Here is a 22,905-nt window from a genome sequence, read left to right as displayed (position 1 = left end):
CTCTGCTCATTGAAAAGTGGCCATGACCGGCATATGGTCGCTGAGCGTGATCCATTCGTCATACCCGCCGACGGTCATCGATTCCATCCGGCATAGAAGATCAGACGATGAAAAGATGTAGTCGACATGATAGGGCTTCAGACGATTTTTTCTGTGGTATAATGTCGGGTCAGGTTCGCGGCCGAAGGGAATACCAGCGGAAGCATGGTATAAACTCTGGACGTCATAGCGGCCCAAAAAGGCGGTTACATCAGCAAAATCACCATATAAATCCATTTTTGGGCGGTGATCCCAGATAATGTTCCAGTTAAAATCACCGGCAACGACTGCGGGCGAATCAAAAAGATTTTGATAGTAACCGAGGGCACGCCAGACCTCACCGATATATCTCCGTCCGGGATCTCTGAGATTATTCATGGCCCAAAAAGCAATGAGATTCAGATTTTCAGGAGATTCGAGCTGCACAGGCAGGGCATATAAAAAATCGCCAGAATAAGATTCATGAGTCGAGATCTCATAATCATGAAAGCTGAAAACCCCAAGGCCCTTATGCTGATTTTTCCCGATCCATAGAGCGCCGGTATAGAACGTACTATCAAAGAGATCGGGATTTTCGCATTCGGGAACAATAAGAATATTCGGATCATAGGAGAGAATCGCCGGATATTTTTTCCTGAATGCCATATTGCAGTTCCAGGTACAGATTTTCACGCGCTTACCGGTTTAAAGATCAGGTCTGAGAAGCGAGCGAACACAGGGGAAATGGGAGATATAAAAAAATCATTCCTTCGCCGTGTCGTCACAGAGGCGGCGGGGGCACTCCTCCGCCCTCCTCCGGCACCCGGCGATCCTGATCCCCTTGCCATTGACCAGGGCGTCGGCAACCTTCCGCCGCGCCTCGTGGAGGTCGCGCCAGAAGGTCTTCCTGGAGATGCCGAGTCTCTCCGCCGCGTCCTCCTGCTCGAGGCCTTCCAGGTCGGCGAGCCTGAGGGCCTCGACTTCCTCGGGGAGGAGGAAGACGACCTCCCCTGACCTCTCGCAGAGGGGGCCGAAACAGCGGAAGGCCGTTCCCTCGGCAATCAGGCGCGGGGCCCGTGGCCGTCCTCTCCCGCGGCCGCAACACCTGCCCTGCACCCCGTCATCCACGGATCTTCATCTCGCGAGAGAGGTGCTCGGCCATCTGATATGGGGCCTCCGACGCGGGCGAGGTGGCGCCGTGGTCGAGGACTGCCTGCACCGCACGCGGGCCGACGCCGCCCTGCGCATTCGCGACCGGATTTTTCACCGCCTCGATGGTCCCCTTCTCCGTGTCGGCAAAGACGAAGTACGGGGCACGGCCAAAACGCGGCTGGACCTGAGACGCGGCGTCTGGGCCGTCGGCGGTGATGCAGACGATCAATGGCATCCCCCTTTGCAGTTTTCGTGCTCTTCCGTGCCGTGAGTGCAGGAACTCTCACCGGGTACAAGTTTTCCGGCGGCATATGCGGCGGCGACATCCTCGACCGGCCCCGAGGCGCCGAGGAAGACCTCGATCCCGTTCTGGCAGAAGAGGTCGACGGCCCGCGGCCCCATCCCTCCGGCGACCACGGCATTGACATCGTGTTCGGCGAGATAGCGGGGGAGAAAACCGGGTTCGTGACCGGGGTTCGCAAGGTCGGGCAGTCTGGATACAGCGCCGTCTTTGACGTCGAAGAGTGCATAGGCTTCACAGTGGCCGAAGTGGCCGGAGACGAAATTTCCATCGAGTGCAATTGCAAGTTTCATCTTTTCACCACCTGCCGGGACGGCGCCCTCTCATGCCGACGCCACCACCAGGGCCACATAGACCAGTGTCCTGAACCGGTGCGCTCCGGCTCCGTCATATCCGGGCATGTCGTTCACCATACCCATGCAGGCAGATAGTACTCATATGAGCACAATTGATAAAACCGCAGGTCAGGGCAAAGACCTGTGCCAGGGATGAGGGGCAGCGGAGAAGGGACGGAGATACCGCGTCCGATCGAGAGGGGGGAGAGAGCGCACGCAGACTTAATATGGTCTGGGAGTGAGAGATATACGGTACCGTGAGGTTCTCCCTCCAGAAGAGAGATCCAGTGCACGCGGGCCCGTAGCTTAGTGGTGGAGCGCCCGGCTCATAACCGGGTGGCCGTGGGTTCGAATCCCTCCGGGCCCATCCCTATTCTCAAAAAAATTACCTGAACTGCAACTCTCACGCCGCCGCAGCGAGCGGCACCTCAAGCGCCTCTGCAAGTTCCCTGAGGGCCGCCTTCTCCTTCTCGCTGACGCGAGCACCACCGATACCAAAGAAACCACCCTCCCTGCTCGCCTCGGCAACCGCCCTGCCGATGCCAAGGAGCCACACCCTGAAGCCCATCGCCTCGCCGGGCGTCGTCCTGACTGCAAGGATGGGGACGACACCGCGGAGGTTCTCAAGCATCCGCACCCTGATCTCCTCGGGCCTCCCCTCGGTAAAGTCCTCGCTCCCGGGGATGTGCTCCTTCCTCTCCGACATCGCCCTGAGGTCGGCGACAACTGACCCGACCAGTTCCTCCGCCTCCCGCGGGACGTCGAGCCTCTCGAAGGCGCGGGACAGGGCCTTCAACTCGCGGAGGATGCCGGTGAAGTCGGGGTCGGCGAGCATCACGGCAAAACCTGCGGCGACCGGCGCCTGCAGGAGCCTGTTCCATTCCTCGGTGGTGAAATCCGCTTTTTTCGTCATGGTCGGCCATCCTCCCCGTGATGGAATACCGGCCAGGGGGCCGTCGTCCCCTCTGGGTGTCCAATCCCATATGAGGGTATCGGCGTCTCCTCCCCGAACAGGTAGAGCACAGGGCACGAGTCGTGAAGGTCACTGCAACTCCCACCGACGCCAGGACGAAAAACGCCCGGCTGATACAGGAGAGGAGCAGCATAAAGGGCCCCACACTCGGGGAAAGACTATATGGGCCTTTGCAATGCCCGAGATCCTGAAACACACATTCAAAAGCGAATAACAAAACAGCAGAGATTATATAGTAATGGCGATACACTCATTCCTGTGAGCGGAAGAGACACATGCATCGATCCCGACCTTTACGAGTCGGTCTTCGATGCCAGCGGCGACGGACTCGTCCTTGCCGACCGCACCTCGACGATCATCAGGGCGAACCGTCGGTTCCTCAGGATGACGAGGTACGGGCAAACAGAGGTCGAGGGGGTGATGCAGTGGTCGCAGATCACAGGGGGCGGCGACCTTGCGGCCCTCGCCGTGACCGGGACGGCGCCGGCCATCAGGGAGATGCGGCTGCAACGGAAAGACGGATCTTTCATCGACGCGGCCGTCACGGTCAGGACCATCCCCGACCGCGGCCTCTTCATCGTCTCGATACTCGACATCACCGGAAAGAAACAGGTAGCACAGGCCCTCCACAGGCGTGACGTCATCCTCGAAGCGATCAGTACCATGGCAGGTCGCTTCCTCGCGGCACCTGCCTGGGAGGAGGAGATCGTCAGGGCACTCCGGAGCCTCTGCACTGCAACCGAGGTCCACCGTGTCTACCTCTTCGAAAATATCACAGACCCGGAGACCGGCGAGACCCTCATGAAGGGCCGGTACGAATGGGACAGAGAGGGGCATGGAGGCGAGATCACCACCCCCTGGCTTAAGGGACTCTCCTACCAGAAGGCCGGGGTCGGGGAGTGGGAGATCGACCTCAGGGCGGGCAAGACTGTCTTTGCCAGTATCAGTGATGCCGAAGAGACTGAAAAGCAGAACATGGAAGCGCTGGGGGTCCAATCCGTCGTCATCGTCCCTATCCACGTCGGGGGCCGCTGGTGGGGGTTCATCGGCTTTGACGAGACACGGCAGGGGAGGCACTGGACCGAGGTCGAGATCGACACCCTCGGGGCAGCGGCAGGGATCATAGGGTCGGCGATCCACCGGCAGGAGACCGAGGAGGCGATGCTCGCCTACATCACCGAGTCTGCCCTCAGGCTCAAAAACCCTGTCGCTCTCCTGCGGGAGAACATTGAATCAATCTACGACGATATCAGGGAGGGGTCTGTCCCGAAGGAGGAGATCCTCGCTCAGATAAGAGTTCAGATAGCAGCCGCGGGCCAGATCGCCGAGAACCTCCGGGAACTCAACGCCTCCATCGCAGAGGGGCGGCGGGAGATCCCCGAGGCTTTCCGCATCTTCCTGCGGCGGTAGGAGGGGGCGTGAGCGTCCTTGGCATCACCCCGGGCAGTCCCCGGATCGTCCTGCTCCTCTCGGCGGCACACTCGGCGAGGGAGAGCAACCTGTCTGTCGTCAGGGAGGTCATGGCAGAGGGGATCGGTGTCGTCGTCGTCACGGCCAACCAGCCTGCTCACCCCCTTGCCGGGTATTACCGGAAAAACGGCATCAACACCACCGGCATACGCTTCATCGACATGGTCACGAAGTACGCCGGCGGCGACGCACCCCCGGATATGCCGGAGAGCGTCTTCCTGTCTCGCCCCGACGACCTCACCGGACTCTCCATCGCCATAACAGAGATCCTGAAAGATCCGGTTGATCAAAATACCTGTGTCCTCGTCGACTCCATCAATGCGATGCTTATCTACCTTTCATCCGCAGATATTTTGAAATTCATCCACTATCTCGCAAGCAAGTTGAAGATACTGGGCATCTCCGGCGTCTTCATCGTCGTGGAGTCGGGCATCGACCCGTCCCTCCTCTCGCGGCTGACCGCGATCACGGACAGTGTCATCGATACCGCCACCACAAAAGGGACAGAGACGCGGCAGGCATAAATACCGCTTTCACGTCCACGGGGGGACGTGAAAGAGGAGGGCGGGAGGAGGATGGACGCCGCCATCATCATGAGTCCGGCGGGAACGGCCCTCATCTGCGGGGCCGCCTTTGTCATCGTGGCCGCCGGCATGTACGCCGCGGCGGACTTCCTCAACCCGATTCTTTTTGCACTCCTCATCGCCGTCCTCATGGCCCCGTTCCGGAAAAAACTTCTGGAGATGGGTGTGCCGCCGGTCGCGGCGGCCGCTCTCGTGATGGGGGCGGTCGTCCTCTCCTCCGTATTTCTTGTCTGGGTACTCTCCACCTCCCTCATCCAGATGGGAGAGGCCCTGCCCGCCTATCAGGAGATGCTCGGAACCCAGGTAGAGAGGATACGGTCATTCATGCCGGAGACAGGTGTCCCCGCAGGCGAGATCATCATCAACGGCGACACCCCCTTCCGCCCCTCTGTCGTGAGCGTGCTCACAGGTCTCGCCACACTGCTCGCCGAATTTTTTCTGGTCCTGCTGGTCACCGTGTTCTTCCTCCCCGCGGTCGGGGAGAGGCATGCACTCGGGCGGTATTCTGATGTCGTCGTCGGGTACTTCACGGGGAGGGGCAGGACCGCCCTGGCCACCGGGACGGGGACGGGGCTCTTTCTCCTTGTGACCGGTGTTGATTTTCCCCTGCTCTGGGGGGTGCTCGTCTTCATCCTCTGTTTTATCCCCTTCATCGGGATCTGGATCGCCGCCGTCCCGCCCATCGGGATGGCTTGGCTGGAATACGGGACGCCGGGAGCGGCGGCGGTCGCCATCGCCATCGCCGGGAGCAATTATCTTGGAGAAAGGATCTCCGTCACACCTGACACCGGAAAAGTCCCTGACCTCTCCCCGGCCGTTACCATCGTCTCCCTCTTCTTCTGGACGCGTGTGCTCGGGATACCGGGCATGTTCCTCGCTGTTCCGCTCACCCTCGCCGCAAAAACTCTGCTCGAATCTTCGGAGGAGACACGCTGGCTTGCCAGACTGATGGAGACGAAAAGGTCGGAACAATAGAGAAATTCCGGTGTCCGCACCAGCACTGCGACGACCGGCAAATATAAATCTCGATTTATACATCCTGTGTCGCCGTGGTGGTAACATGGTCACCCGTGAAGAAATATATACAGAATCCAGGCGGGAGATTGTAGACAGTCTCCCGAAGATCATCGTCGAGATCGTCATCGCCTTTCTGATCTGGCTTTTCGCGGTCTATATCTTCATTCCTCTTGCGGGATCGCTCGGCGACCCGACATTTCTCGGCCTGATCGGGCTGCAGCCGCTGATATCAGGGATCGTCATCATCGCCCTGATCATTGTCTTCCTCGCCATCCTCAAGGAGATCATCGACGTCACCAACGCCGTCGCCGGGTATGCGACACTCGCCTTCTCAAAGGGAGAGGTCTCAGATGACAAACTGGAGAGATACCAGACCGGGTTCAGGCTCATCGGCTACGTGCTCCTTGCCGTGGTTGCGTACCTCTTCTTCCTGCCCCTGATCGCAGGGGTCCTCGGGGTGCTTGCCGGTGTGGTCCTGGTCCTCCTGGTTATCTGGGCGATCATCGTCCTCTTCCAGGCCGGACGGATCTTCTCGGTCGAGATCGAACAGAAGGCCGTGGAGTTCTCGAAGAGGGTTGAAAAACTGAAAGAAACCCCGCCTGCGGAGGAGAAAAAGACCTGATCCGATCCGGGACTGGATATGAGACCATTCCCCATTTTTACCGTCCTCCTGTTACTCGTGATCACGCTCGTCGTCTTCGTCCCGCATTTCCCGCACCTTGTCGGGGCGGTGGCGGGAGGGGCGGGAGTCGACCCTGACCGGGCGCTCGCGGCATTCATCGTCGTCATGTTCATCGCCGCGATCATTCTCTCGGTCCTGGCCGTCAGGGAGATCTACGGGCTTGTGTGCTGGCAGGTCTCGGGTGAGAGGGGGTTGAAGCGCACCTGAGGGGAGGCCGGGAGACAGGGATGATCCACCTGCTCGCGAAACCGGCAGGCGCCCGGTGCAATCTCGCCTGCACATACTGCTTTTACCGGGAGAAGGAGGCCCTGTACCCGGGGAGCCGTTTCCGGATGACCGACGAGGTGCTGGACGCCTATATCAGGCAGTGCCTCGGCGCCACCCGGGACTCCCCTGTGACCATCGCCTGGCAGGGGGGCGAACCCACCCTCATGGGTCTCGATTTCTTCAGGCGATCGGTGGAGATGGAGGAGAAGTACAGGCGGCCAGGCATGATGGTCGAGAACACCATCCAGACGAACGGCACACTCCTGGACGACGAGTGGTGCGAGTTTTTCCGGGAGCACGGTTTTCTCGTGGGCATCAGCCTCGACGGCACCCGGGAGATGCACGACGCCTATCGTGTCGACGGGCAGGGAAAGGGGAGTTTCGACCGCGTGATGCGGGGCATCTCCCTCCTGCGGGAGCACGGTGTCGAGCACAACATTCTTGCGTGTGTCCATGCCGCCAATGCCGACCGCCCCCTCGACGCCTACCGGTTCCTCCGCGACGAGACCGGGGCCGGGCACATACAGTTCATCCCTCTCACAGGGGCAGGGGAAATGTCGGTGACAGCGGCGCAGTGGGGGCGGTTCCTCTGCACTATCTTCGACGAGTGGGTGCGCCGGGACGTCGGAGAGGTCTTTGTCAGGCACTTCGATGCGGCGCTCTCGGTATGGGCGGGGCTCGGGGCGGGCATGTGCGTCTTCGCCCCGACCTGCGGGGCGGCGCCAGTCCTCGAACACACCGGCGACCTCTATGCCTGCGACCACTTTGTCGGGCCTGACCACCTCCTCGGCACCCTCCTGAAGACACCTCTCGCCGACCTGGCCGCATGCGAGAAACAGCGGCGTTTCGGGGAGGGCAAACAGGCCACCCTGCCCGCGTACTGCCGCACCTGCACGGTGCGGTTTGCCTGCAACGGCGGTTGCCCGAAGGACCGCACGACCAGCACACCTGACGGGGAGACGGGACTGAACTGCCTGTGCGAGGGGTACAGGGCGTTCTTCACCCACATCGACAGGCCGATGCGGGTCATGGCAGGCCTCCTCAAGCATGGGCGGGCGCCGGCAGAGATTATGGAGAGGCAGGCGACCGGGGGGGAAAAAAGGGGGCGGAACGACCCCTGTCCCTGCGGGAGCGGGCTGAAGTACAAACGGTGCTGCGGGAAACGGTGAAGAGGTGCGGTTTCCCGGAGGGATCACGCGGTATTTATACCGTCTGCCCCATCCGGGGTACAGGTCCGGTGTCTTCCGGGCTGACGCGTATGACAAGAGGGGGGACGAATTATGAGTGATCTGGTTGTCGTCGGCTTTGACGACGAAAAAACTGCGTTCCGCGTACGGGACAAACTCGCACAGATGAGCAAGGAGCACCTGGTCGGGCTCGAGGACCTGGTCGTGGTGGTCCGCCACCAGGACGGGAAGACCGACATCAAGCAGTCGACGAGCCTTGCAGGGATAGGTGCGCTGAGCGGAAGTTTCTGGGGCCTTCTGATCGGGCTTATCTTCTTTGTGCCGGTCCTCGGGCTTGCGATCGGCGCGATCGCCGGTGCGATCGCCGGTCATTTTGCAGACTACGGCATCGACGACACGTTCATCAAGGACGTTTCGGAGACGGTGAAGCCAGGGAACTCGGCGGTCTTCATGCTGATCAAGGACGTGACGCCCGACAAGTTCCTCACGGAGATGGCGGAGTTCAAGGGCACGGTTATCAGGACGTCCATGACCGCGGAGAACGAGGCAAAACTGAGGGCGGCCTTCGGTGATGAGGCGCCGGCGGAGAAGGAGAAGGTCGCGGTCCCTGCGATGTGAGAGGGCCCTGCGATCTCCACTTTTTTTTGTCCACCGTCATCAGAGGAAGATCATGAGAACGCCAAACTTCATGAACAGGAGGAACAGGCACATCCCGATCCAGCCGAGGGTGATGAAAAGGAGAGAGAGGCGGCGGTCCCACCGGGTAATCCACGCAATGACGACGCTGGAGTAGAGGCCGATGATGGGGAGGGCCGGGAGGAAGAGGAGAGTATAGACACCATATTTTGAGAGATATTTCATCGTCTGCATCTTTTTTTCGGTTTTCTCAAGCATGGCCCGGACCCGCGCCGACTCCATCGCGAAGGTGTCGCAGGTCTCGAAGATCGCGAGCACGGCGCCGACCTCGAAGATGGTCATGACGGCGATGATCATGGCCGGGTGGAGGCCCATCGCCACACCGACGAAGACGGCGTTCGCCTGGAGGATGAAGGTGGAGGAGACCAGGCCGAGGACCACGCTCGAAGGGACGGAGAGGACGAAGCCGAGAAGAAGGGGGAAGAGCAGGGTGAAGATGACGACGATCAGTACGACCTTTGACGCCTGCCTGAGCAAGGTGAAGAGATGGTCGGGATTCATGGTGCGATCCCCCCTGGACAGGAGGGCACACCCTCACGGTCCCCGGTGTTTCCCCATGACTCTCTGCCCGGGGATATAGGTTGGGGTACGGGAGTACGAAAGGCATATAACTGCACAGGAGATTCCTGCACCCAGGTGTTATCATGAACGGTGAAACGATCCGTGCCGATGGTGTGGTCGCAGAGGAAAACTTTCCCTGGTGGCTTGTCCTCTTCCAGGGCATCGTCGCCCTCGTCTTCGGGCTGGTCCTGCTCGCATGGCCGGCGCAGACTCTCATAGTGCTGGTCACCTTCCTCGGGATCTACTGGATGATCAGCGGGATCATCGCTCTTGGCGGTATGTTCTTCGGCGGGGAGCACGGGATATGGACGATCATCTTCGCGGTCCTCGGGATCATCGCCGGCGTCGTGGTGCTGGCGTATCCGATGTACAGCACGGTCATCGTCTCCTCGTTCCTTACAATCTTCATCGGTATCCTGGGGGTCATCATGGGGGCCGCGGCCCTTGTGCGGGGCATGACCGGCGGCGGGTGGGCGCCGGCCATCCTCGGCGTCCTCAGCATCGTGCTCGGCATCGTCCTGCTCGCAAACCCCTATTTCACCATCACATCCCTGGTGCTGATCCTCGGCATCCTTGCGATCATCGGCGGGGTGAGCGCCATGGTCTTCTCCTTCCGCCTGCGGGCGGCAGGATGAGAGAGCGGGGATATATATGCTGTACGCCCACTCCGGGTATCCCCCCCTCCCTGAGGGAGATGGAGATGAACAAGAAACTGATCGAATACCAGCCCGGGACCGCGTTCCCGGGAAAGATCGGCCGGACGATTGAAGAGTCGACGCCAGCCTGGCCCGCACCCGTGCGGGCGAAAGAAGGAGCCCCGAACGTCCTGATCATCGTGCTCGACGACACCGGTTTCGGACAACTGGGTTGTTATGGTTCGCCCATCAAAACACCCAACCTGGACCGTCTTGCCGAAGGCGGCCTGCGTTACACCAACATGCACACGACGGCGCTCTGTTCGCCGACACGGTCCTGCATCCTGACAGGGCGCAACCATCACTCCAACAACATGGCCGGGATCACCGAGATATCAACCGGGTACCCGGGCTATTATGGGAGCATCCCCTTTGAAAACGGATTCCTTTCAGAGATACTGCTCCAGCACGGCTACAGCACCTTCGCGGTCGGCAAGTGGCACCTGACACCGGCCGAGCAGATCAGTGCGGCCGGGCCGTACGACCGCTGGCCCCTGGGCCGCGGTTTTGAGCGGTTTTACGGATTTCTCAGCGGCGACACCCACCAGTACTATCCTGACCTCGTCCACGACAACCACACGGTCGACCCGCCGCGGACGCCTGAGGAGGGCTATACCCTCAACGAGGACCTCGCGGACAGGGCGATCGGATTCGTCGCCGACGTGAAGCAGGTCGCCCCCGACAGGCCCTTCTTCCTGTATTACTGCACGGGCGCGATGCACGCCCCGCACCACGTGCCGAAGGAGTGGGCCGACCGCTACAGGGGTGCCTTCGACGATGGCTGGGAGGTTTACCGGCAGAGGGTCTTTGCCCGCCAGAAGGAACTCGGCATCGTCCCGCGGAGCACAGACCTCCCGCCGCACGACCCTGACGTGCCGCGGTGGGACGCACTCCCGGAGAAGGAGAGGCGCCTGTACGCCAGGATGATGGAGGTCTTCGCGGGTTTCCTGGAGCAGACCGATTATCACATCGGGCGCGTCCTCGATTACCTGGAATCGATCGGCGAACGGGAAAATACCCTGGTCATGGTCATCTCAGACAATGGTGCCAGCGCCGAGGGCGGCCCCACGGGGTCGGTCAACGAGAACAGGTTCTTCAATTATGTGCCCGAGTCCCTGGAGGACAACCTGGCGGCCCTCGACGACCTGGGCGGGCCGATGTACTTCAACCACTATGCCTGGGGCTGGACCTGGGCCGGCGACACGCCCTTCAGGCGCTGGAAGAGGGAGACGTACAGGGGCGGCATCAGCGACCCGCTCATCGTCCACTGGCCAGGCGGTATCAGGGCGAAGGGGGAGATCAGGGCGCAGTACGCCCATGCCATCGATATCGTGCCCACAGTGCTGGAGGTGCTGGGTATCAGGCCCCCCGCGGAGATCAGGGGCGTGACGCAGTCGCCCATTGAGGGCGTGAGTTTTGCCGGGAGCCTTGACGACGCCGGGGCACCGTCAGGGCACGCAACGCAGTACTACGAGATGTTCGGACACCGTTCCCTCTACCACAATGGCTGGAAGGCGGTCTGTCCCTGGCCAGGCCCGTCCTTCGCCGAGGGCGGGCCTTTTGGCCAGCCCATCACCGCGGAAAAACTCAGGGAACTCGATGCAAAGGGCTGGGAACTGTACCATGTGGAGACCGACTGCGCCGAGGCGCACAATGTCGCACAGGAGTACCCCGGGGTCCTGCAGGAACTGATCACCCTCTGGTACGCGGAGGCGGGCAGGTACCATGTGCTGCCCATCGACGGCCGCGGGATCCAGCGCCTGACCGAGCCTCGCCCGGAGGTCGGGCGGGACAGGGCGCGCTATAACTACTTCCCGGGGACGCAAGGAGTGCCCGAGAACCCGGCCGTGAAGGTACTCAACCGTTCGCACGTCATCGCGGCGTTGGTTGATATCCCGGAGGGAGGGGCCGAGGGGGTCCTGCTCACCCACGGCGGCAACACAGGGGGGTATGCCCTCTTCGTGAAGGACAAAAGGCTCCACTATGTCCACAACTATGTGGGCATCAGGGAGTTCCACCTCGTCTCCACGGAGACGGTGCCGGAGGGCCGGGTGGTCCTCAGTTACCAGTTCGAGAAGACCGGCGAGCCCGACATCAGGAATGGAAAGGGTGCGCCTGGCACCGGACGGCTGTACTTCAATGAGAGGCCGGTGGGTGAGATGGAGGTGCCCGTGACCATCCCCCTTGTCATCGGTCTTGGCGGGGGGCTTTCCTGCGGACGGAGCCAGGGTTCGTCGGTCACAGGCCTGTACAGGCCACCATTTGTGTTCACCGGCACGATCCACCGGGTGGCCGTCGATGTCAGCGGGGAGAGGATCGAGGACCACGAGGCCGAGATCAGGATGGCCCTCGCCCGGCAGTAAGCCGGAGAGAGACCACCCCTTTTTTTCCCTATCCGGGTACTCCGAACGCCTCTTTCGTGCCGGGTACCAGGCAGTAGATGAGAATGACGCCGTTGATCAGGAGTGCAGGCGCCATCGCCTCCCAGGTGGACGCACCAAAGACGGAGAGGACCGCCATGATGAGGTTCAGGATAGAGAGGAGGACGACAAAGACCCATCCCTGCGGGTCGAGGTTCCAGAGCATCCGGAAGACCCAGAGATAGATGAGCGCAAGCATGCCCCAGAGGATTGCCCCGAGAAGGTCGAAGGTGAAGAAACGCACCGGCCCCAGGGTGACGGGGAGGAGGTGCAGCATCTGCAGGGTATAGACCACGGCCTGGATCGCCGCAAGAATGGCCAGAAATGCAAGGACCGTAATACCAAATGGTCGGTTTCGTGCCATGACAACAATCATCTCCAGACTGCCCGGACATGCCGGGCGGTACCCGGAGAATATCCTCCCACTATATACCTGTAACTCTGTGGGGCTGTCTGGAGATATCTCCGGGTTTTCAGGAGAGATCCGGGGGGGTGGGGGGAGTGCCGGGCGTCCAGACCGGGTGAGGGGCCGGGCATGGCCCAAAATATATATATCTGCCGCCATATATCCGTGGCAGGAGACCGGGCGGGTACACTCACCAGAAACCCGGTCCGGAGGGAGAGGATGAAAAAAGAGACAATCGGAATTTGTATCGGCGTCGCCATTCTGGCGGTCGTCGCCATCGCGGGGTGCACCCAGCAGCCCACAAGCCAGCAGGCAGAGGCACAGCTCTGCCAGAGTATGGCAGACCTGGACCAGGCGTTAAAGAAAGTCGAGGCGATCAACAGGGACTCGACCGTCGGGGACCTGCGAACGGCCCAGGACGAGGTCAAAAAAGCGATGGAGAGTGTCAGGACATCGGCAAAAGACCTGAAATCGGCACGGGTGACTGAACTTGAGACGGCGTACACCAACCTGGAAAACTCGGTCAGGAGCATCCCGGAAAGTGCCACCCTGGGGGAGGGCCTATCATCGGTCACGGAGCAGCGCGTCGCCTTCAGGCAGGCGTGGCAGAACCTCTTTGCCGAATTGAAGTGCACACCCTGAGACCGGATGAGCCGTTAAATCCGGTAAGGAGACCGTTCCACAACAATCACCACATTTTTATATTGTGCGGTCATGACACAGGTCGCCCCTTCCCGGCACAGGGAAGGAACGATGGAGGAAGAGATGGCAAAAGTAATGTACGGACCGATGCAGATGGTCGTGATCGGTTTTGAAGAGCCGGAGTTTCATGGGAAGGTCCTCAAGGAACTGAGGTCCCTGCGCGAAAAGGGTACGATGAGGCTGATAGACCTGCTCTTTGTCTGGAAAGATGCCAGCGGGAAAGTCACCGATTTTCAGGCGACTGATCTCACCGAAGAGGAGAGGCTGCGTTTCGGCGCTGTTGTCGGAGCCCTCATCGGGTACGGGGCGGCCGGGAAAGAGGGGATGTATGCTGGCGCGGAGGCGGGCGCGGAGCGGGTGGCGGAGTACGACTTCGGCATCGCCAAGGACGACCTGGCGAAGATCGGCGACGCCATCCCGGCAAACAGCGCCGCAGCCGTGATGCTGATCGAGCACACCTGGGCGATCGGGCTCAAGGAGGCGCTGCGCGATGCCGGCGGCTTCGTGCTCGCGCAGGGAATGGTGACGCCCGAAGCCCTGCTGCTCGCCGGGGCAGACCTCGCCGCGGCGGTGGAGGCGGCAGATAAAGAGGAGAAGAAAAAGATCGCTGTTCCGGCACAGTGACCCTTCTGTCAGGGCACCTGGCCGATCCCGGCCCTGAGGGCGATGTCCTTGAAGAATACATAGACCTGCGTGTGGGCGATCGCACCGGGGATATCGGCACCGTGAGAGGCCTCAGGGGTGGCATTGACGGTGGCGTTGAGGTCTGCCGGAGACGGTGTACCTGTCAGGCAAGGCTGCCCCGAGGGGCTGCACCCGGCAACGATCACCGCCACCAGCACGAGCAGTATGGCAAGAATGACATAACGTGACAACATCTGGTGTTCCTCCCTCTGGAGAGAGGAGGGAGAATGACACCCACACTATATATTTTCTCCGGGCAGGGCGGGTAAGACTATATGTCGCCGCACCCCACGTGCGTCCATGCAGTGTCCGGTCTGCGGAGGGGAGTGCGTCAGGGACGCGGCGGAGGTCGTCGGGACCGTGCCCGTGGTTTTTTCCCCCTGCAATGAGTGCGAGGCCGTCCCCCTCGACAAGGGGGCGCCCCTGCCGCGGGACTATGAACCCGCCGCCGCCTGTACATGTGGCCGGCGTTTTATCGACGAGGTCTTCGCCTCGATCTACCGGGTCCTCAGGGAGGAGGGGACGATCGCTGGTACCGAACCCCTCAGGGCCGCCGGGATGCCGGTCGTCCACCCCGGCTTCGCCCTTGCCACCCCGCCCTTCCTCCCGGCCAGGTCTCTCGTCCTCCTCTCCCCTCACCCCGACCGGAGGGCGGCGGAGAGGATCGTCCGCGAGGTGCCCGAGGTGCGGGGCGTGGTCAGGACAGGGCAGGCGGTACCGGGCCTCACCGCCGGCGGACATGCCGCCCACGAACTCCTCGCGGGCTGCGACGTCCAGGCAAACCTCTTCTCCACGTCCATCGGGGAGGTCGTCGTTTACAAGGAACTCTCGCAGACGCACATCGAGTTCCCCCGCCCTGTCAACCTGAAGATCGCCGCGGTCGAGAGGGAGATCGGCAGGCACGCCCCCCATACCTTCGTCGACGCCTGCTCCGGCGCCGGGACGCTCGGGCTTGCCGCCGCCCTTGCCGGGGTGCCGGAGGTGGTCTTCTGCGATGCCCACGGCCCTGCCGCCTTCTGGACCGCGGCCAATATCAGGGCGAACAGGGACGCCTTCCTCGTCGACGATATCGCCGTCCACGCTGAGAGAGAGATGATCCCGGAGGTGAGAGACGACCCCGTCCTCGTCGCCGAGGCATGGGGGGACCAGCACCTCCTCGTCTACCACGGCGACCTCGCCCGTCTCCCACCCCTGCTCGAAAAGCCGGAAAGGTCCCTTGCGGCCCTTGATATCTTTGGAAAGGAAGACCGGGACGCCTGCACCCGTGCACTCGCCGCCTGGCGTGGTGCCGGTGGAGGGAAGGCATTTATCCCGTGAGTCATAGTACATATGGGGACTAGCCCGGGTGGCTCGGCGTCACCTGTGATCCGAAATCGCCGGTACGCGGAGGGCGAAGTCCGAGGAAGGCTCTGGCGATCTGCTGGCGCCCTGTGTGTTCCGACTGAGAAGCCTTGTCCCATGAGGTCGACGGAGAGGGATCGATGCCCTGTAGGGGGCAAAGACCTCGTACCGCGGAGACCGGTTCAGGCCCGGAAGGGAGCAGACTTACCGTGGACGTACGGCGCCCATGGGGGTGCGGGGTGGAGAAGGAGTGCCGGGACAAGAGCAGGCACGCATTGTCGACCGAGGACCCGTCCCTAATTGACTGATCCCCATGTCAAAAGTCACTGTTGTCGGAGCCACGGGAAGGCTTGGCTCTTTTGCTTCTCATTCCATTTCAGGTATCCCTCACGTCGATGAGGTGCTCCTCATGGGACGGCCTGGCAGGGAACAATCTCTCGCGGGCCTCTGTCATGACCTCACAGACTCGTGTGCCGCACGGGGGATCGGGACAGCCATTACCTGGAGCACACGCCCTGAGGACTATGCCGACTCCGACGTTGTCGTGGTCACGGCAGGGGTGCCGCGCCAGGAAGGACAGGACCGTATCGACCTCGCCTTTGGGAACGCCCAGATCATCGCTCCGATTGCCGAAGAGGTCGGCAGACGCGCACCTGAAGCGATCGTCCTCATGATCACGAACCCGGTCGACGTGATGACGGCGGTCTTTCTCCGGTACTCCGGGATGGACCCGAGACAGGTCTTCGGCCTGGGTACGCACCTGGACTCGATGCGGCTGAAGGCGTTGATCGCAGACTACTTCCACGTCCACGTGAGCGAGGTCCACACCCGCATCATCGGCGAGCACGGGGAGAGCATGGTCCCGCTCTGGTCGGCGACGACGATCGGCGGTATCAGGATATCGAACCTGCCGGCATTTTCCAGTCTCCCGATGGATGAGATGGTGGAGAGGGTCAAAAGCAGCGGCAGTTTCATCATCAAGAACAGCGGGGCAACAATTTACGGGCCCGGCGACGCCATCGCAACCCTGGTCCAGACGATCATGGCAAACGAGAACAGGATACTGACGGTCTCCAGTTACATCAAGAGCGAGGTCCACAATGTCGGGAACACCTGCATCGGCGTCCCTGCACGGGTCAACCGGGAGGGTGTCTTTCCTGTGGCGATCAGGATCGAGGAGAACGAACTCACCGCGTTCCGCGCCTCGGTCGAGAAGATCCGGGGGATCACGCAGGAAGTCCTGGAAAAAATGGAAGCTATTAGATCATCCGATTGACGTCGGAGATCTCTGCACTTGCAATGCCTTTAACGGCGGCGAGTTTTGACTCCAGCGCGTCGGTGGCGCCTTCTTCATCTTCAATGACAGCGGCGACCTTCAGAGCGGAGAGGCCGAATCCGATCGGTTCCTCCCTGATGTCGTCAATGCCCTCAACCGTCGCCTTGATGGCCTTCTTGAGGTCCTCAACCGGGATGTCAGCCGACTCAGGCATGAGTTTCAAAATGACGGCGACTTTTCCCATGGTTATGGCCCCTGATACCCGCATTTTTCACAGGTGTAGGTGATGCTCTGTTCCCTGCACTGGGCACAGCGCCTGATCTCGTTCCCGCAGACGGGGCAGTTAAACCTGGTCGCACCACATTCGGAGAGTGGTGCTTTGCATGACGTGCATTTTTCCATAGCCATAGATTAAACCCCAGTTAAGAGTTAGTGATCTTTGCATCTTATGGGCAATTAAATGCTCGGGTAGACGCGGGTACAGGGGACGTCCTCACCACTGAGGAGGGCGCGGAGGCGGCCCGCGACCCGGCCGTTGACAATCTGTGCGGGAATGCGGCGGTCGAAGAGGTACGGGAGGAAGAGGGGGTCGACTTCGTCGCAGGGGAAGGGGGCGTGAACGGCGGCGACAGGGACGCCGGCGCGCGTGAGGGTGTCCACTGATTTAACAAGGACGAGAGAGGCCCTGATCTCGCCGGCGGCCCAGGCGGCGATGGTGTCGGAGGTGACGGCCCAGGAGTGGGGGAGGGGGTCGTGCGCCCTGAGTGCGGCATAGGGGAGGAAGACTGTCGGGGTGTCGGGCACGGTAAGGTCGGCGGTTACGGGGAGGCCGAAGGAGGAGAGGTACCAGCCGTAGGCTTCCATGGCGGCGATGGCCATCCAGTGCGCCGGGGTGTCGGGGGGGGTGAGGGCCCTGACTGCGTCGGCGAACTGGCCGCCGCCCGGGACGACGAGGGCCGGGACGCCGGCGTCGAGCACTTCCCCGACCACGGCGGCGGCGTGGTCTGTGAGGCTTCCCCCGATCTTGACGACGAGAGGCAGGTCCATGATCTGCGTGGACCGGCGGATTATAAAAACACGGGGGAAAGACCGATGAGTATGCGGACGGCCATCGTCATCCTCCTCCTTGCCCTCTTCGCCGGGACGGCCGGGGCCTTCCAGATCGTCGCGTTCTGCCCGGACACCTACCTCACCGGGGAACCCGACGAGTACTTTGTCCTTGAAGGGAGCGGGAGCCCCGGGGGTATCGAGGTCACCGACGGCGAGGGGAGCGTCCGTTTCCCCGAGGGGAGCACGGTGAATGGACGGGTCGTCGTCGCCCGTGAAGCGGCCGGGTATCTGCGGGCCCATGGTTCTCTCCCTGACTATGAGGTCGTCGGCACCGACGCCACCGTCCCTGACATGCTGAGGAGGGGCGACTTCAGGCTTGCAAACCAGAAGGACAGCATTACTCTTATTGTCGGCGGGGCGGTCGTGCAGGAGGTCGGGTGGCCGGAGGACGTCGCGGCGCGGCAGGGGCAGGTCCATACCCTTGTTGACGGGGGATGGGACCCGAGGCCCTTCTTCATCGGGCAGTCGGACTTCGCCCCGCGGACATTCGAGAATGTCACGGTGACTCTCTTTGTCTCGCCGGACTGCTCGTATGAGGTGCTTTCGGAGGCGGTCGCTTCGGCACGGGAGAGGATCGATGTGAATGTCTACGAGTTCACCCACCCGGGGATCGCGGAGATGCTCGCCGGCGCCGCGGGGAGGGGGGTCGATGTCTCGGTCCTCGTCGAGGGTGGGCCTGTCGGGGGGATCAGCGCCGAAGAGAAGGGGGTCGCCCGGATGCTCGCCGACCACGGCGTCACGGTGATGATGATGGAGACGGCGGGCGACGCCCATGCCCGTTACCGCTTCGACCACGCGAAGTACATGGTCGTCGACGGGAGGGGCGTCCTGGTCACGTCGGAGAATTTCAAGGAGAGTGGCATCCCTGAAACCGGGGAGTGGGGGAACCGCGGCTGGGGGGCGTGGGTGGAGGACGCCGGGGTCGCGGGCTACTTCGCGGAGGTCTACAGGGCCGACTGCACGGGCGGCGACATTGTCCCGGCGCCGCAGGGCGGGGGCCTTGCGGAGACGGGGGGCGGGGGGTATGAAGTGCGGTTCGCGCCGGAGACTGTTCATGGTGCACGGGTGACGCCGGTGCTCGCGCCTGATACGAGCGGTCTCGTGCGGCAGATGATCGCGGGGGCGGAGGAGCGGGTCCTCATCGAGCAGGCATATATCACGAACAGCACGGTTGGAGGGGCGAACCGGTACCTGGCCGAGGCGATCAATGCCTCGCGCCGCGGCGTCGCCGTGCAGGTGCTCCTCGACTCCGCATGGTTCAATGTGGAGGGGGAGAAGGACAATGACGAGATGGCGGCCTGGATCAACGGACTCGCCCGGCGTGAGGGGATCCCGATGGAGGCGCGCTGCATCGACCTTGCGGCGGCAGGTCTGGAGAAGGTCCACACGAAGGGGGTGGTCGTGGACAACAGGAGCGTGCTCGTCTCCTCGATCAACTGGAACGACAACTCCCCCGACTTCAACCGCGAGGCGGGCGTGATCATCGAGCACCCGGCGGCGGCGGCGTACTTCGCCCGCACTTTCGCGGCCGACTGGGAGGCCGGGACACGTGCCGGGGGGGATGCAGGGTTTGATTACCGTATCATCGCCGCACTCGGTGTCGTCGTCCTCTTCGCCGCCGTGTACGTGGCGAGGCGGGTGTTGTGGGAGGGGTGATGAAGAGAAAGGCACGGCTTTTTTTTCGGGGTACAGAACGACGGGACGGTCTCACGCGCGAATGATTCACGGGGGCGAAAAAGAGGGACTCGTGCTGTGCTCAGACGGCCTCAACGGCCTGCTGAGGTTTGTACTGGTAGATGATCTGGCGGGCGTCCTTGAAGTTGAACTTCTCGATGATGAGGTCGTTGTCCTTCAGGCGCTTCAGAGCGTACCTGACGGTCCGCGGTGCAAGGTTGGAAGAGCGGACGAGGTCTTTGTGCGTCATCGCACCGCCGTCCTCCAGGATGATCAGGACCTTCCTGGAGGAAGGTGGGAGGGTGGTCGGGTGCATAATCAATAGTTAACACCGTTAACATATGAAAGTATCGCCCATTATATAAAACACGGCAGAATATTACATCATGCTTGCATCTCCAGAAATAAAGGCTTTCATAATTCTTTTCGGCATATCGGGCCTCCTCGTCGGGGTGCACCTCGGTCTCTCCGCGATCGGGAGCGCGGCCTTTGCCGTCCCCTGGACACCTGAGGCCGGGGACGGCAGTTTCGTCCTCCTCACCGGGACTGTGGAGGAGGTGCGCGAACTCTCCGGCGGCCATCTCATCGCCGGGGTGAACGGGACGCGGGTCTTCATACCGGCGACGGCGGCGAAAGGTGTCGTCCTTGCGAAGGGGGACAGGGTGGAGATCGCCGGGACGGTGCAGACCTACCGGGGGAAAAAAGAGGTGGTGGTGAGGGCGGCGGCGGACGTCGTCCTCACCTGACCGGCACCGCCGCCCCGTCGGGGAGGGCCCACATCACGACCGTGAAGAGGGAAGGACATCCAGAGGAAGACGCCGATGAAGGTGAGCACCCGGCCCGAACTCATCAGGTCTTTCATATCGACGTAGCAGGGGGCGGGGTCGCCACCGACCGGGAGCATGAAGGCCATGGAGGAGCAGACCGCCGCGGGGAGCATGAGCATGTACGGGTGAGGCCCATGGAGACGGAGGCGATGGCCGTGTTCGAGGTCACTCCGGTGAGGAAGGAGATGTCGAGGGCCACGAAGAGGACGACGGGCGGGGGGAGGGGCGGGGGCAGTATCTGCATATACTTTCAGCTCCCTGAGGGGGATCGGCGACAGGCCCAGGCGGGGATATTCCTGACCAGGGCCGGCACGGTGAAGCCCATGATACCTGTCCATGAGAGAGATGAAGACCGGAAAATCTCCCTTGTCCTCTCGCCGGCGGCGACAGAGACCAACCTGGGGATTGTCAGGGGGATGACGGCACGGGGCGCAAAGGCCGTCGTCGTCACCACCGACCTGCCGTACGCCGTCCTCAGGAGGCTCTACGCCGAGGGGGGTGTCGACCCTGCACGCGTCCGCATTGTCGATGCGGTCACGAAGTACGCGGCCGGGAGAGGGCTTGAGGACGCGGAGAATGTCATCTTCGTAAAGAGTCCCGGCGATCTCACGGGCCTGGGGATCGCGATCGCCCAGGGTATCAGGGGGAGCGGGGGAGGGAGGGTCTTCGTCCTCTTCGACTCGGTCTCGACGATGCTCATCTACCTCTCATCGGAGGATGTCTCCCGGTTCATCAGGTTCGTGACGGGCAGGCTGAAGGTTGCAGGGGCCGCCGGGGTGTTCCTCGCGGCGGAGGGGGGCCTCGACCCCCGCCTCCGCGCCGACCTCACCGCCGTCGTCGACGAGGTGGTGGAGACGGGAGAGGGATGAATATCCACACCTGAATGGTCCGGGCCGCAATCGTCATGGACGGCGGGGCCAGGCGAGCGTCGAAGGGGGAGGGCGGTATTGCAGGGGATGATGTTCTTTTTCCCGGGACGCCTATCTCTCCTCCATGCTGATCAGGGATGTCGGGACCACGCCTGTCTTCACGGCAGGCGACAGGACTCATCTCCGCGAACTCCTCCACCCGAAGAACGAACCGGCCTGTACAAACCGCTGTTCCATTGCCCACGCTTTTCTCCGTCCGGGCGAGGCGTCCCTCCCGCACCGCCTGAAGACTTCGGCGGAGACGTATTACATCGTCACGGGGAGGGGCGAGATGCATATCGAGGGGGAAATTGCCGGGGTCCGTGCCGGGCAGGTGGTCTTTATCCCGCCGGGGGCGGTCCAGTGGATCGAGAACACGGGCGAGGGCGACCTTGTCATCCTGGCGGTCGTCGACCCCGCGTGGCGGGGGGAGGACGAGGAGGTGTTCTCCCGATAAAAACCCATATATCCCCTCCGGTCCATGGCGTGGTGCCGTAAGCCCGGCACTGCCGGCTACGGCGGGGGGAGACGATGCAGAATGTTGCCATATTCTGGGACCCCCAGGGGATCGAACTCGATACCCTGGGCAAAAAGAAATACCTGCGGGTGAGCGACGGGGACAGTCCGTATGTCTCGATGTCGATCAGGATGCTCTCGATCGACACGCCGGAGGTGCACTATCCTGTCAATACGCCGCCGTCGCGGCACGACGCCGATCTTGCGCAGCTGGCAGACTGGATACAGGACGGGGAGGCGGCGGTGGAGCACGGCCTCGGGGAGCACCTGAGGCCGAAGCTTGCGACGGGGTCGGCCGGGTCTCTCCAGGAGGACCAGGGGATGGAGGCGGCCCGCTATTTCCAGCAACTCCTTGCCGAGAAACTGACGCGGCCGAATGGGTCGAAGAGGGACCTGTTCCTGCGGGTGGCCGACCAGCCTTTCGACCAGTACGGGCGGTTGCTCGCGTACATGGCGCCGCACTACACGGCGAAGGAGAGGGAGACGATGACGCGGGAGGAGAGGGCGACCTTCAACCTGATGATGGTGGCGTCGGGGTGGGCGGCGCTCTTCCCGGTCTACCCGAGTCTGCCGCGGCATGCCGACCTTGCGATGATACGCGAGGCGGCGGAGGAGGCGTACAGGGTAAAGAGGGGGGCGTGGGCGGACCCGCTGGCCCTGACGGGGTATGAGTTCAGGATGTGCGTGCGCCTCTACGATGTCACGGCAAAGGCCCTTGCGGGGAAGCGTCTCTCGTCGTCTGAGAGGGGGGCCTGGATCGACCGGTACTGTGCGGACATGACGACGGGCGAGATCTTCTACCCGCAGGAATACCACAGGGTGGAGCCGTATAACCGGGTCTTTATCTGGCCGTCGGACGTGCCGAAGGCTGTCGCCGCGATGAACCTTGTCCCGCCGCACGAGCGGTGAGGGCGGGGCCTCTTTTTTTCAGCGGATAAGCCGCTTTTTCATCATCCTGAGGGCGAGGAAGAAGGCGAGGGGAGTGACGGCGGCGGTCCAGAGGAGGCCGAGGAGGAGGAGGTCGAGGCCGCTCATAAGGGTGAGGGCGCGGCAGACGTTGACGACGTGGGTGAGGGGGAGGGCGGCGAGGGCGAGGGCCTGGA

Annotated in this window: 31 protein-coding genes, 1 tRNA gene and 1 other RNA gene; 20 read left to right on the top strand and 13 right to left on the bottom strand. The window is 62.2% G+C overall.

From position 1 onward, the window contains the following. Positions 1-6 precede the first annotated feature (6 nt). The 4 genes from Q0520_RS04670 to Q0520_RS04655 all read right to left on the bottom strand — a co-directional run bounded on the left by Q0520_RS04670 (position 7) and on the right by Q0520_RS04655 (position 1,764). Positions 7-711 carry an endonuclease/exonuclease/phosphatase family protein gene (locus Q0520_RS04670; protein WP_342765238.1) on the bottom strand — a complete coding sequence of 235 codons (705 nt, stop codon included), beginning with the start codon at positions 709-711 and terminating at the stop codon, positions 7-9. Positions 712-780: 69 nt separating this feature from the next. Next, positions 781-1,146 carry a DUF134 domain-containing protein gene (locus tag Q0520_RS04665; protein WP_298667164.1) on the bottom strand — a complete coding sequence of 122 codons (366 nt, stop codon included), beginning with the start codon at positions 1,144-1,146 and terminating at the stop codon, positions 781-783. Further along, complete coding sequence (locus Q0520_RS04660; protein ID WP_298667162.1) at positions 1,139-1,405, bottom strand: NifB/NifX family molybdenum-iron cluster-binding protein; 267 nt, start codon at positions 1,403-1,405, stop codon at positions 1,139-1,141. The genes Q0520_RS04665 and Q0520_RS04660 overlap by 8 nt, the downstream gene beginning before the upstream one ends. Then, complete coding sequence (locus Q0520_RS04655) at positions 1,396-1,764, bottom strand: NifB/NifX family molybdenum-iron cluster-binding protein (RefSeq protein WP_298667160.1); 369 nt, start codon at positions 1,762-1,764, stop codon at positions 1,396-1,398. Before Q0520_RS04655 ends, Q0520_RS04660 begins: the two co-directional genes overlap by 10 nt. 337 nt (positions 1,765-2,101) lie before the next feature. On the opposite strand from Q0520_RS04655, the gene Q0520_RS04650 reads away from it, so the two are divergent. After that, positions 2,102-2,173: transfer RNA gene (locus Q0520_RS04650), tRNA-Ile, on the top strand. A 36-nt stretch (positions 2,174-2,209) separates the two neighbouring features. Here Q0520_RS04650 and Q0520_RS04645 read toward each other — a convergent pair. Next, positions 2,210-2,719, bottom strand: coding sequence for a hypothetical protein (locus Q0520_RS04645; protein ID WP_298667159.1), 510 nt, complete (start codon positions 2,717-2,719; stop codon positions 2,210-2,212). 318 nt (positions 2,720-3,037) lie between these two features. Here Q0520_RS04645 and Q0520_RS04640 point away from each other — a divergent pair, with 318 nt between their 5' ends. From Q0520_RS04640 to Q0520_RS04610, 7 genes are all read left to right on the top strand, one after another. Then, positions 3,038-4,189, top strand: a complete 1,152-nt coding sequence (locus Q0520_RS04640; RefSeq protein ID WP_298667157.1) for a PAS domain S-box protein — start codon at positions 3,038-3,040, stop codon at positions 4,187-4,189. Positions 4,190-4,197: 8 nt separating this feature from the next. Next, positions 4,198-4,773, top strand: a complete 576-nt coding sequence (locus Q0520_RS04635) for a hypothetical protein (protein WP_298667155.1) — start codon at positions 4,198-4,200, stop codon at positions 4,771-4,773. Between the two features lie 27 nt (positions 4,774-4,800). After that, complete coding sequence (locus Q0520_RS04630; protein WP_298667153.1) at positions 4,801-5,808, top strand: AI-2E family transporter; 1,008 nt, start codon at positions 4,801-4,803, stop codon at positions 5,806-5,808. An 85-nt stretch (positions 5,809-5,893) separates the two neighbouring features. Beyond that, positions 5,894-6,472: a hypothetical protein gene (locus tag Q0520_RS04625; RefSeq protein ID WP_298667152.1), complete on the top strand. Its 579-nt coding sequence runs from the start codon at positions 5,894-5,896 to the stop codon at positions 6,470-6,472. An 18-nt stretch (positions 6,473-6,490) separates the two neighbouring features. After that, a complete protein-coding gene (locus Q0520_RS04620; RefSeq protein ID WP_298667150.1) occupies positions 6,491-6,739 on the top strand; it encodes a hypothetical protein in 249 nt (82 codons plus the stop codon). 20 nt (positions 6,740-6,759) lie between these two features. Then, the gene (locus tag Q0520_RS04615) at positions 6,760-7,968 is read left to right on the top strand and encodes an anaerobic sulfatase maturase (RefSeq protein ID WP_298667148.1); all 1,209 of its coding nucleotides are present in this window, start codon (positions 6,760-6,762) and stop codon (positions 7,966-7,968) included. Positions 7,969-8,079: 111 nt separating this feature from the next. Next, on the top strand, positions 8,080-8,604 hold the full coding sequence (locus Q0520_RS04610; RefSeq protein ID WP_298667146.1) for a DUF1269 domain-containing protein: 525 nt from the start codon (positions 8,080-8,082) through the stop codon (positions 8,602-8,604). 39 nt (positions 8,605-8,643) lie between these two features. Here Q0520_RS04610 and Q0520_RS04605 read toward each other — a convergent pair whose 3' ends face one another. Next, positions 8,644-9,183, bottom strand: a complete 540-nt coding sequence (locus tag Q0520_RS04605) for a small multi-drug export protein (RefSeq protein WP_298667144.1) — start codon at positions 9,181-9,183, stop codon at positions 8,644-8,646. Positions 9,184-9,326: 143 nt separating this feature from the next. Between Q0520_RS04605 and Q0520_RS04600 the strand changes: the two genes are divergently transcribed. Both Q0520_RS04600 and Q0520_RS04595 read left to right on the top strand, forming a co-directional pair. Beyond that, positions 9,327-9,878, top strand: a complete 552-nt coding sequence (locus Q0520_RS04600) for an HdeD family acid-resistance protein (protein WP_298667142.1) — start codon at positions 9,327-9,329, stop codon at positions 9,876-9,878. Positions 9,879-9,943: 65 nt separating this feature from the next. Beyond that, positions 9,944-12,301, top strand: coding sequence for an arylsulfatase (locus tag Q0520_RS04595; protein WP_298667140.1), 2,358 nt, complete (start codon positions 9,944-9,946; stop codon positions 12,299-12,301). 28 nt (positions 12,302-12,329) lie between these two features. On the opposite strand, the gene Q0520_RS04590 is transcribed toward Q0520_RS04595, so the two are convergent. Continuing rightward, complete coding sequence (locus Q0520_RS04590) at positions 12,330-12,722, bottom strand: hypothetical protein (RefSeq protein ID WP_298667138.1); 393 nt, start codon at positions 12,720-12,722, stop codon at positions 12,330-12,332. A gap of 261 nt (positions 12,723-12,983) precedes the next feature. Here Q0520_RS04590 and Q0520_RS04585 point away from each other — a divergent pair, with 261 nt between their 5' ends. Next, entirely contained in the window at positions 12,984-13,406 is a 423-nt protein-coding gene (locus tag Q0520_RS04585; protein ID WP_298667136.1) for a hypothetical protein, read from the top strand. A 72-nt stretch (positions 13,407-13,478) separates the two neighbouring features. Beyond that, positions 13,479-14,090, top strand: coding sequence for a DUF1269 domain-containing protein (locus tag Q0520_RS04580; RefSeq protein WP_298667135.1), 612 nt, complete (start codon positions 13,479-13,481; stop codon positions 14,088-14,090). A gap of 8 nt (positions 14,091-14,098) precedes the next feature. On the opposite strand, the gene Q0520_RS04575 is transcribed toward Q0520_RS04580, so the two are convergent. Then, positions 14,099-14,344 carry a hypothetical protein gene (locus tag Q0520_RS04575; RefSeq protein WP_298667134.1) on the bottom strand — a complete coding sequence of 82 codons (246 nt, stop codon included), beginning with the start codon at positions 14,342-14,344 and terminating at the stop codon, positions 14,099-14,101. Positions 14,345-14,450: 106 nt separating this feature from the next. On the opposite strand from Q0520_RS04575, the gene Q0520_RS04570 reads away from it, so the two are divergent. The 3 genes from Q0520_RS04570 (at position 14,451) to Q0520_RS04560 (ending at position 16,767) form a co-directional block, all read left to right on the top strand. After that, complete coding sequence (locus tag Q0520_RS04570; RefSeq protein ID WP_298667132.1) at positions 14,451-15,467, top strand: hypothetical protein; 1,017 nt, start codon at positions 14,451-14,453, stop codon at positions 15,465-15,467. A gap of 12 nt (positions 15,468-15,479) precedes the next feature. Then, positions 15,480-15,791, top strand: an RNA gene (gene ffs, locus Q0520_RS04565) — signal recognition particle sRNA. A 13-nt stretch (positions 15,792-15,804) separates the two neighbouring features. Next, on the top strand, positions 15,805-16,767 hold the full coding sequence (locus Q0520_RS04560) for a malate dehydrogenase (protein ID WP_298667130.1): 963 nt from the start codon (positions 15,805-15,807) through the stop codon (positions 16,765-16,767). On the opposite strand, the gene Q0520_RS04555 is transcribed toward Q0520_RS04560, so the two are convergent. The 3 genes from Q0520_RS04555 to Q0520_RS04545 are packed head-to-tail and all read right to left on the bottom strand — an operon-like array spanning position 16,751 to position 17,814. Beyond that, the gene (locus tag Q0520_RS04555) at positions 16,751-17,011 is read right to left on the bottom strand and encodes an elongation factor 1-beta (RefSeq protein ID WP_298667128.1); all 261 of its coding nucleotides are present in this window, start codon (positions 17,009-17,011) and stop codon (positions 16,751-16,753) included. The genes Q0520_RS04560 and Q0520_RS04555 overlap by 17 nt on opposite strands. Positions 17,012-17,013: 2 nt before the next feature. Next, positions 17,014-17,175: a zinc finger domain-containing protein gene (locus Q0520_RS04550; protein WP_298667127.1), complete on the bottom strand. Its 162-nt coding sequence runs from the start codon at positions 17,173-17,175 to the stop codon at positions 17,014-17,016. 48 nt (positions 17,176-17,223) lie between these two features. Then, positions 17,224-17,814 (bottom strand): uridylate kinase, encoded by a 591-nt coding sequence (locus Q0520_RS04545; protein ID WP_298667125.1) that lies wholly within the window; start codon positions 17,812-17,814, stop codon positions 17,224-17,226. 45 nt (positions 17,815-17,859) lie between these two features. On the opposite strand from Q0520_RS04545, the gene Q0520_RS04540 reads away from it, so the two are divergent. Beyond that, complete coding sequence (locus tag Q0520_RS04540) at positions 17,860-19,533, top strand: phospholipase D-like domain-containing protein (protein WP_298667123.1); 1,674 nt, start codon at positions 17,860-17,862, stop codon at positions 19,531-19,533. Between the two features lie 100 nt (positions 19,534-19,633). On the opposite strand, the gene Q0520_RS04535 is transcribed toward Q0520_RS04540, so the two are convergent. Continuing rightward, on the bottom strand, positions 19,634-19,867 hold the full coding sequence (locus tag Q0520_RS04535; RefSeq protein WP_298667121.1) for a winged helix-turn-helix domain-containing protein: 234 nt from the start codon (positions 19,865-19,867) through the stop codon (positions 19,634-19,636). A gap of 70 nt (positions 19,868-19,937) precedes the next feature. On the opposite strand from Q0520_RS04535, the gene Q0520_RS04530 reads away from it, so the two are divergent. Next, positions 19,938-20,297: a hypothetical protein gene (locus tag Q0520_RS04530; protein WP_298667119.1), complete on the top strand. Its 360-nt coding sequence runs from the start codon at positions 19,938-19,940 to the stop codon at positions 20,295-20,297. Here Q0520_RS04530 and Q0520_RS04525 read toward each other — a convergent pair. Further along, on the bottom strand, positions 20,240-20,497 hold the full coding sequence (locus tag Q0520_RS04525) for a hypothetical protein (protein WP_298667117.1): 258 nt from the start codon (positions 20,495-20,497) through the stop codon (positions 20,240-20,242). The genes Q0520_RS04530 and Q0520_RS04525 overlap by 58 nt on opposite strands. Before the next feature lie 15 nt (positions 20,498-20,512). Between Q0520_RS04525 and Q0520_RS04520 the strand changes: the two genes are divergently transcribed. From Q0520_RS04520 to Q0520_RS04510, 3 genes are all read left to right on the top strand, one after another. Further along, entirely contained in the window at positions 20,513-21,247 is a 735-nt protein-coding gene (locus Q0520_RS04520; protein ID WP_298667115.1) for a hypothetical protein, read from the top strand. Between the two features lie 124 nt (positions 21,248-21,371). After that, on the top strand, positions 21,372-21,743 hold the full coding sequence (locus Q0520_RS04515; protein ID WP_298667113.1) for a cupin domain-containing protein: 372 nt from the start codon (positions 21,372-21,374) through the stop codon (positions 21,741-21,743). Between the two features lie 74 nt (positions 21,744-21,817). Next, positions 21,818-22,711, top strand: coding sequence for a thermonuclease family protein (locus Q0520_RS04510; protein WP_298667111.1), 894 nt, complete (start codon positions 21,818-21,820; stop codon positions 22,709-22,711). Positions 22,712-22,905 lie beyond the last annotated feature (194 nt).

The sequence above is a fragment of the uncultured Methanofollis sp. genome (genome assembly GCF_937919355.1).
Taxonomy (GTDB): Archaea; Halobacteriota; Methanomicrobia; order Methanomicrobiales; family Methanofollaceae; genus Methanofollis.
This window is presented reverse-complemented; position numbering and strand designations above follow the sequence as displayed.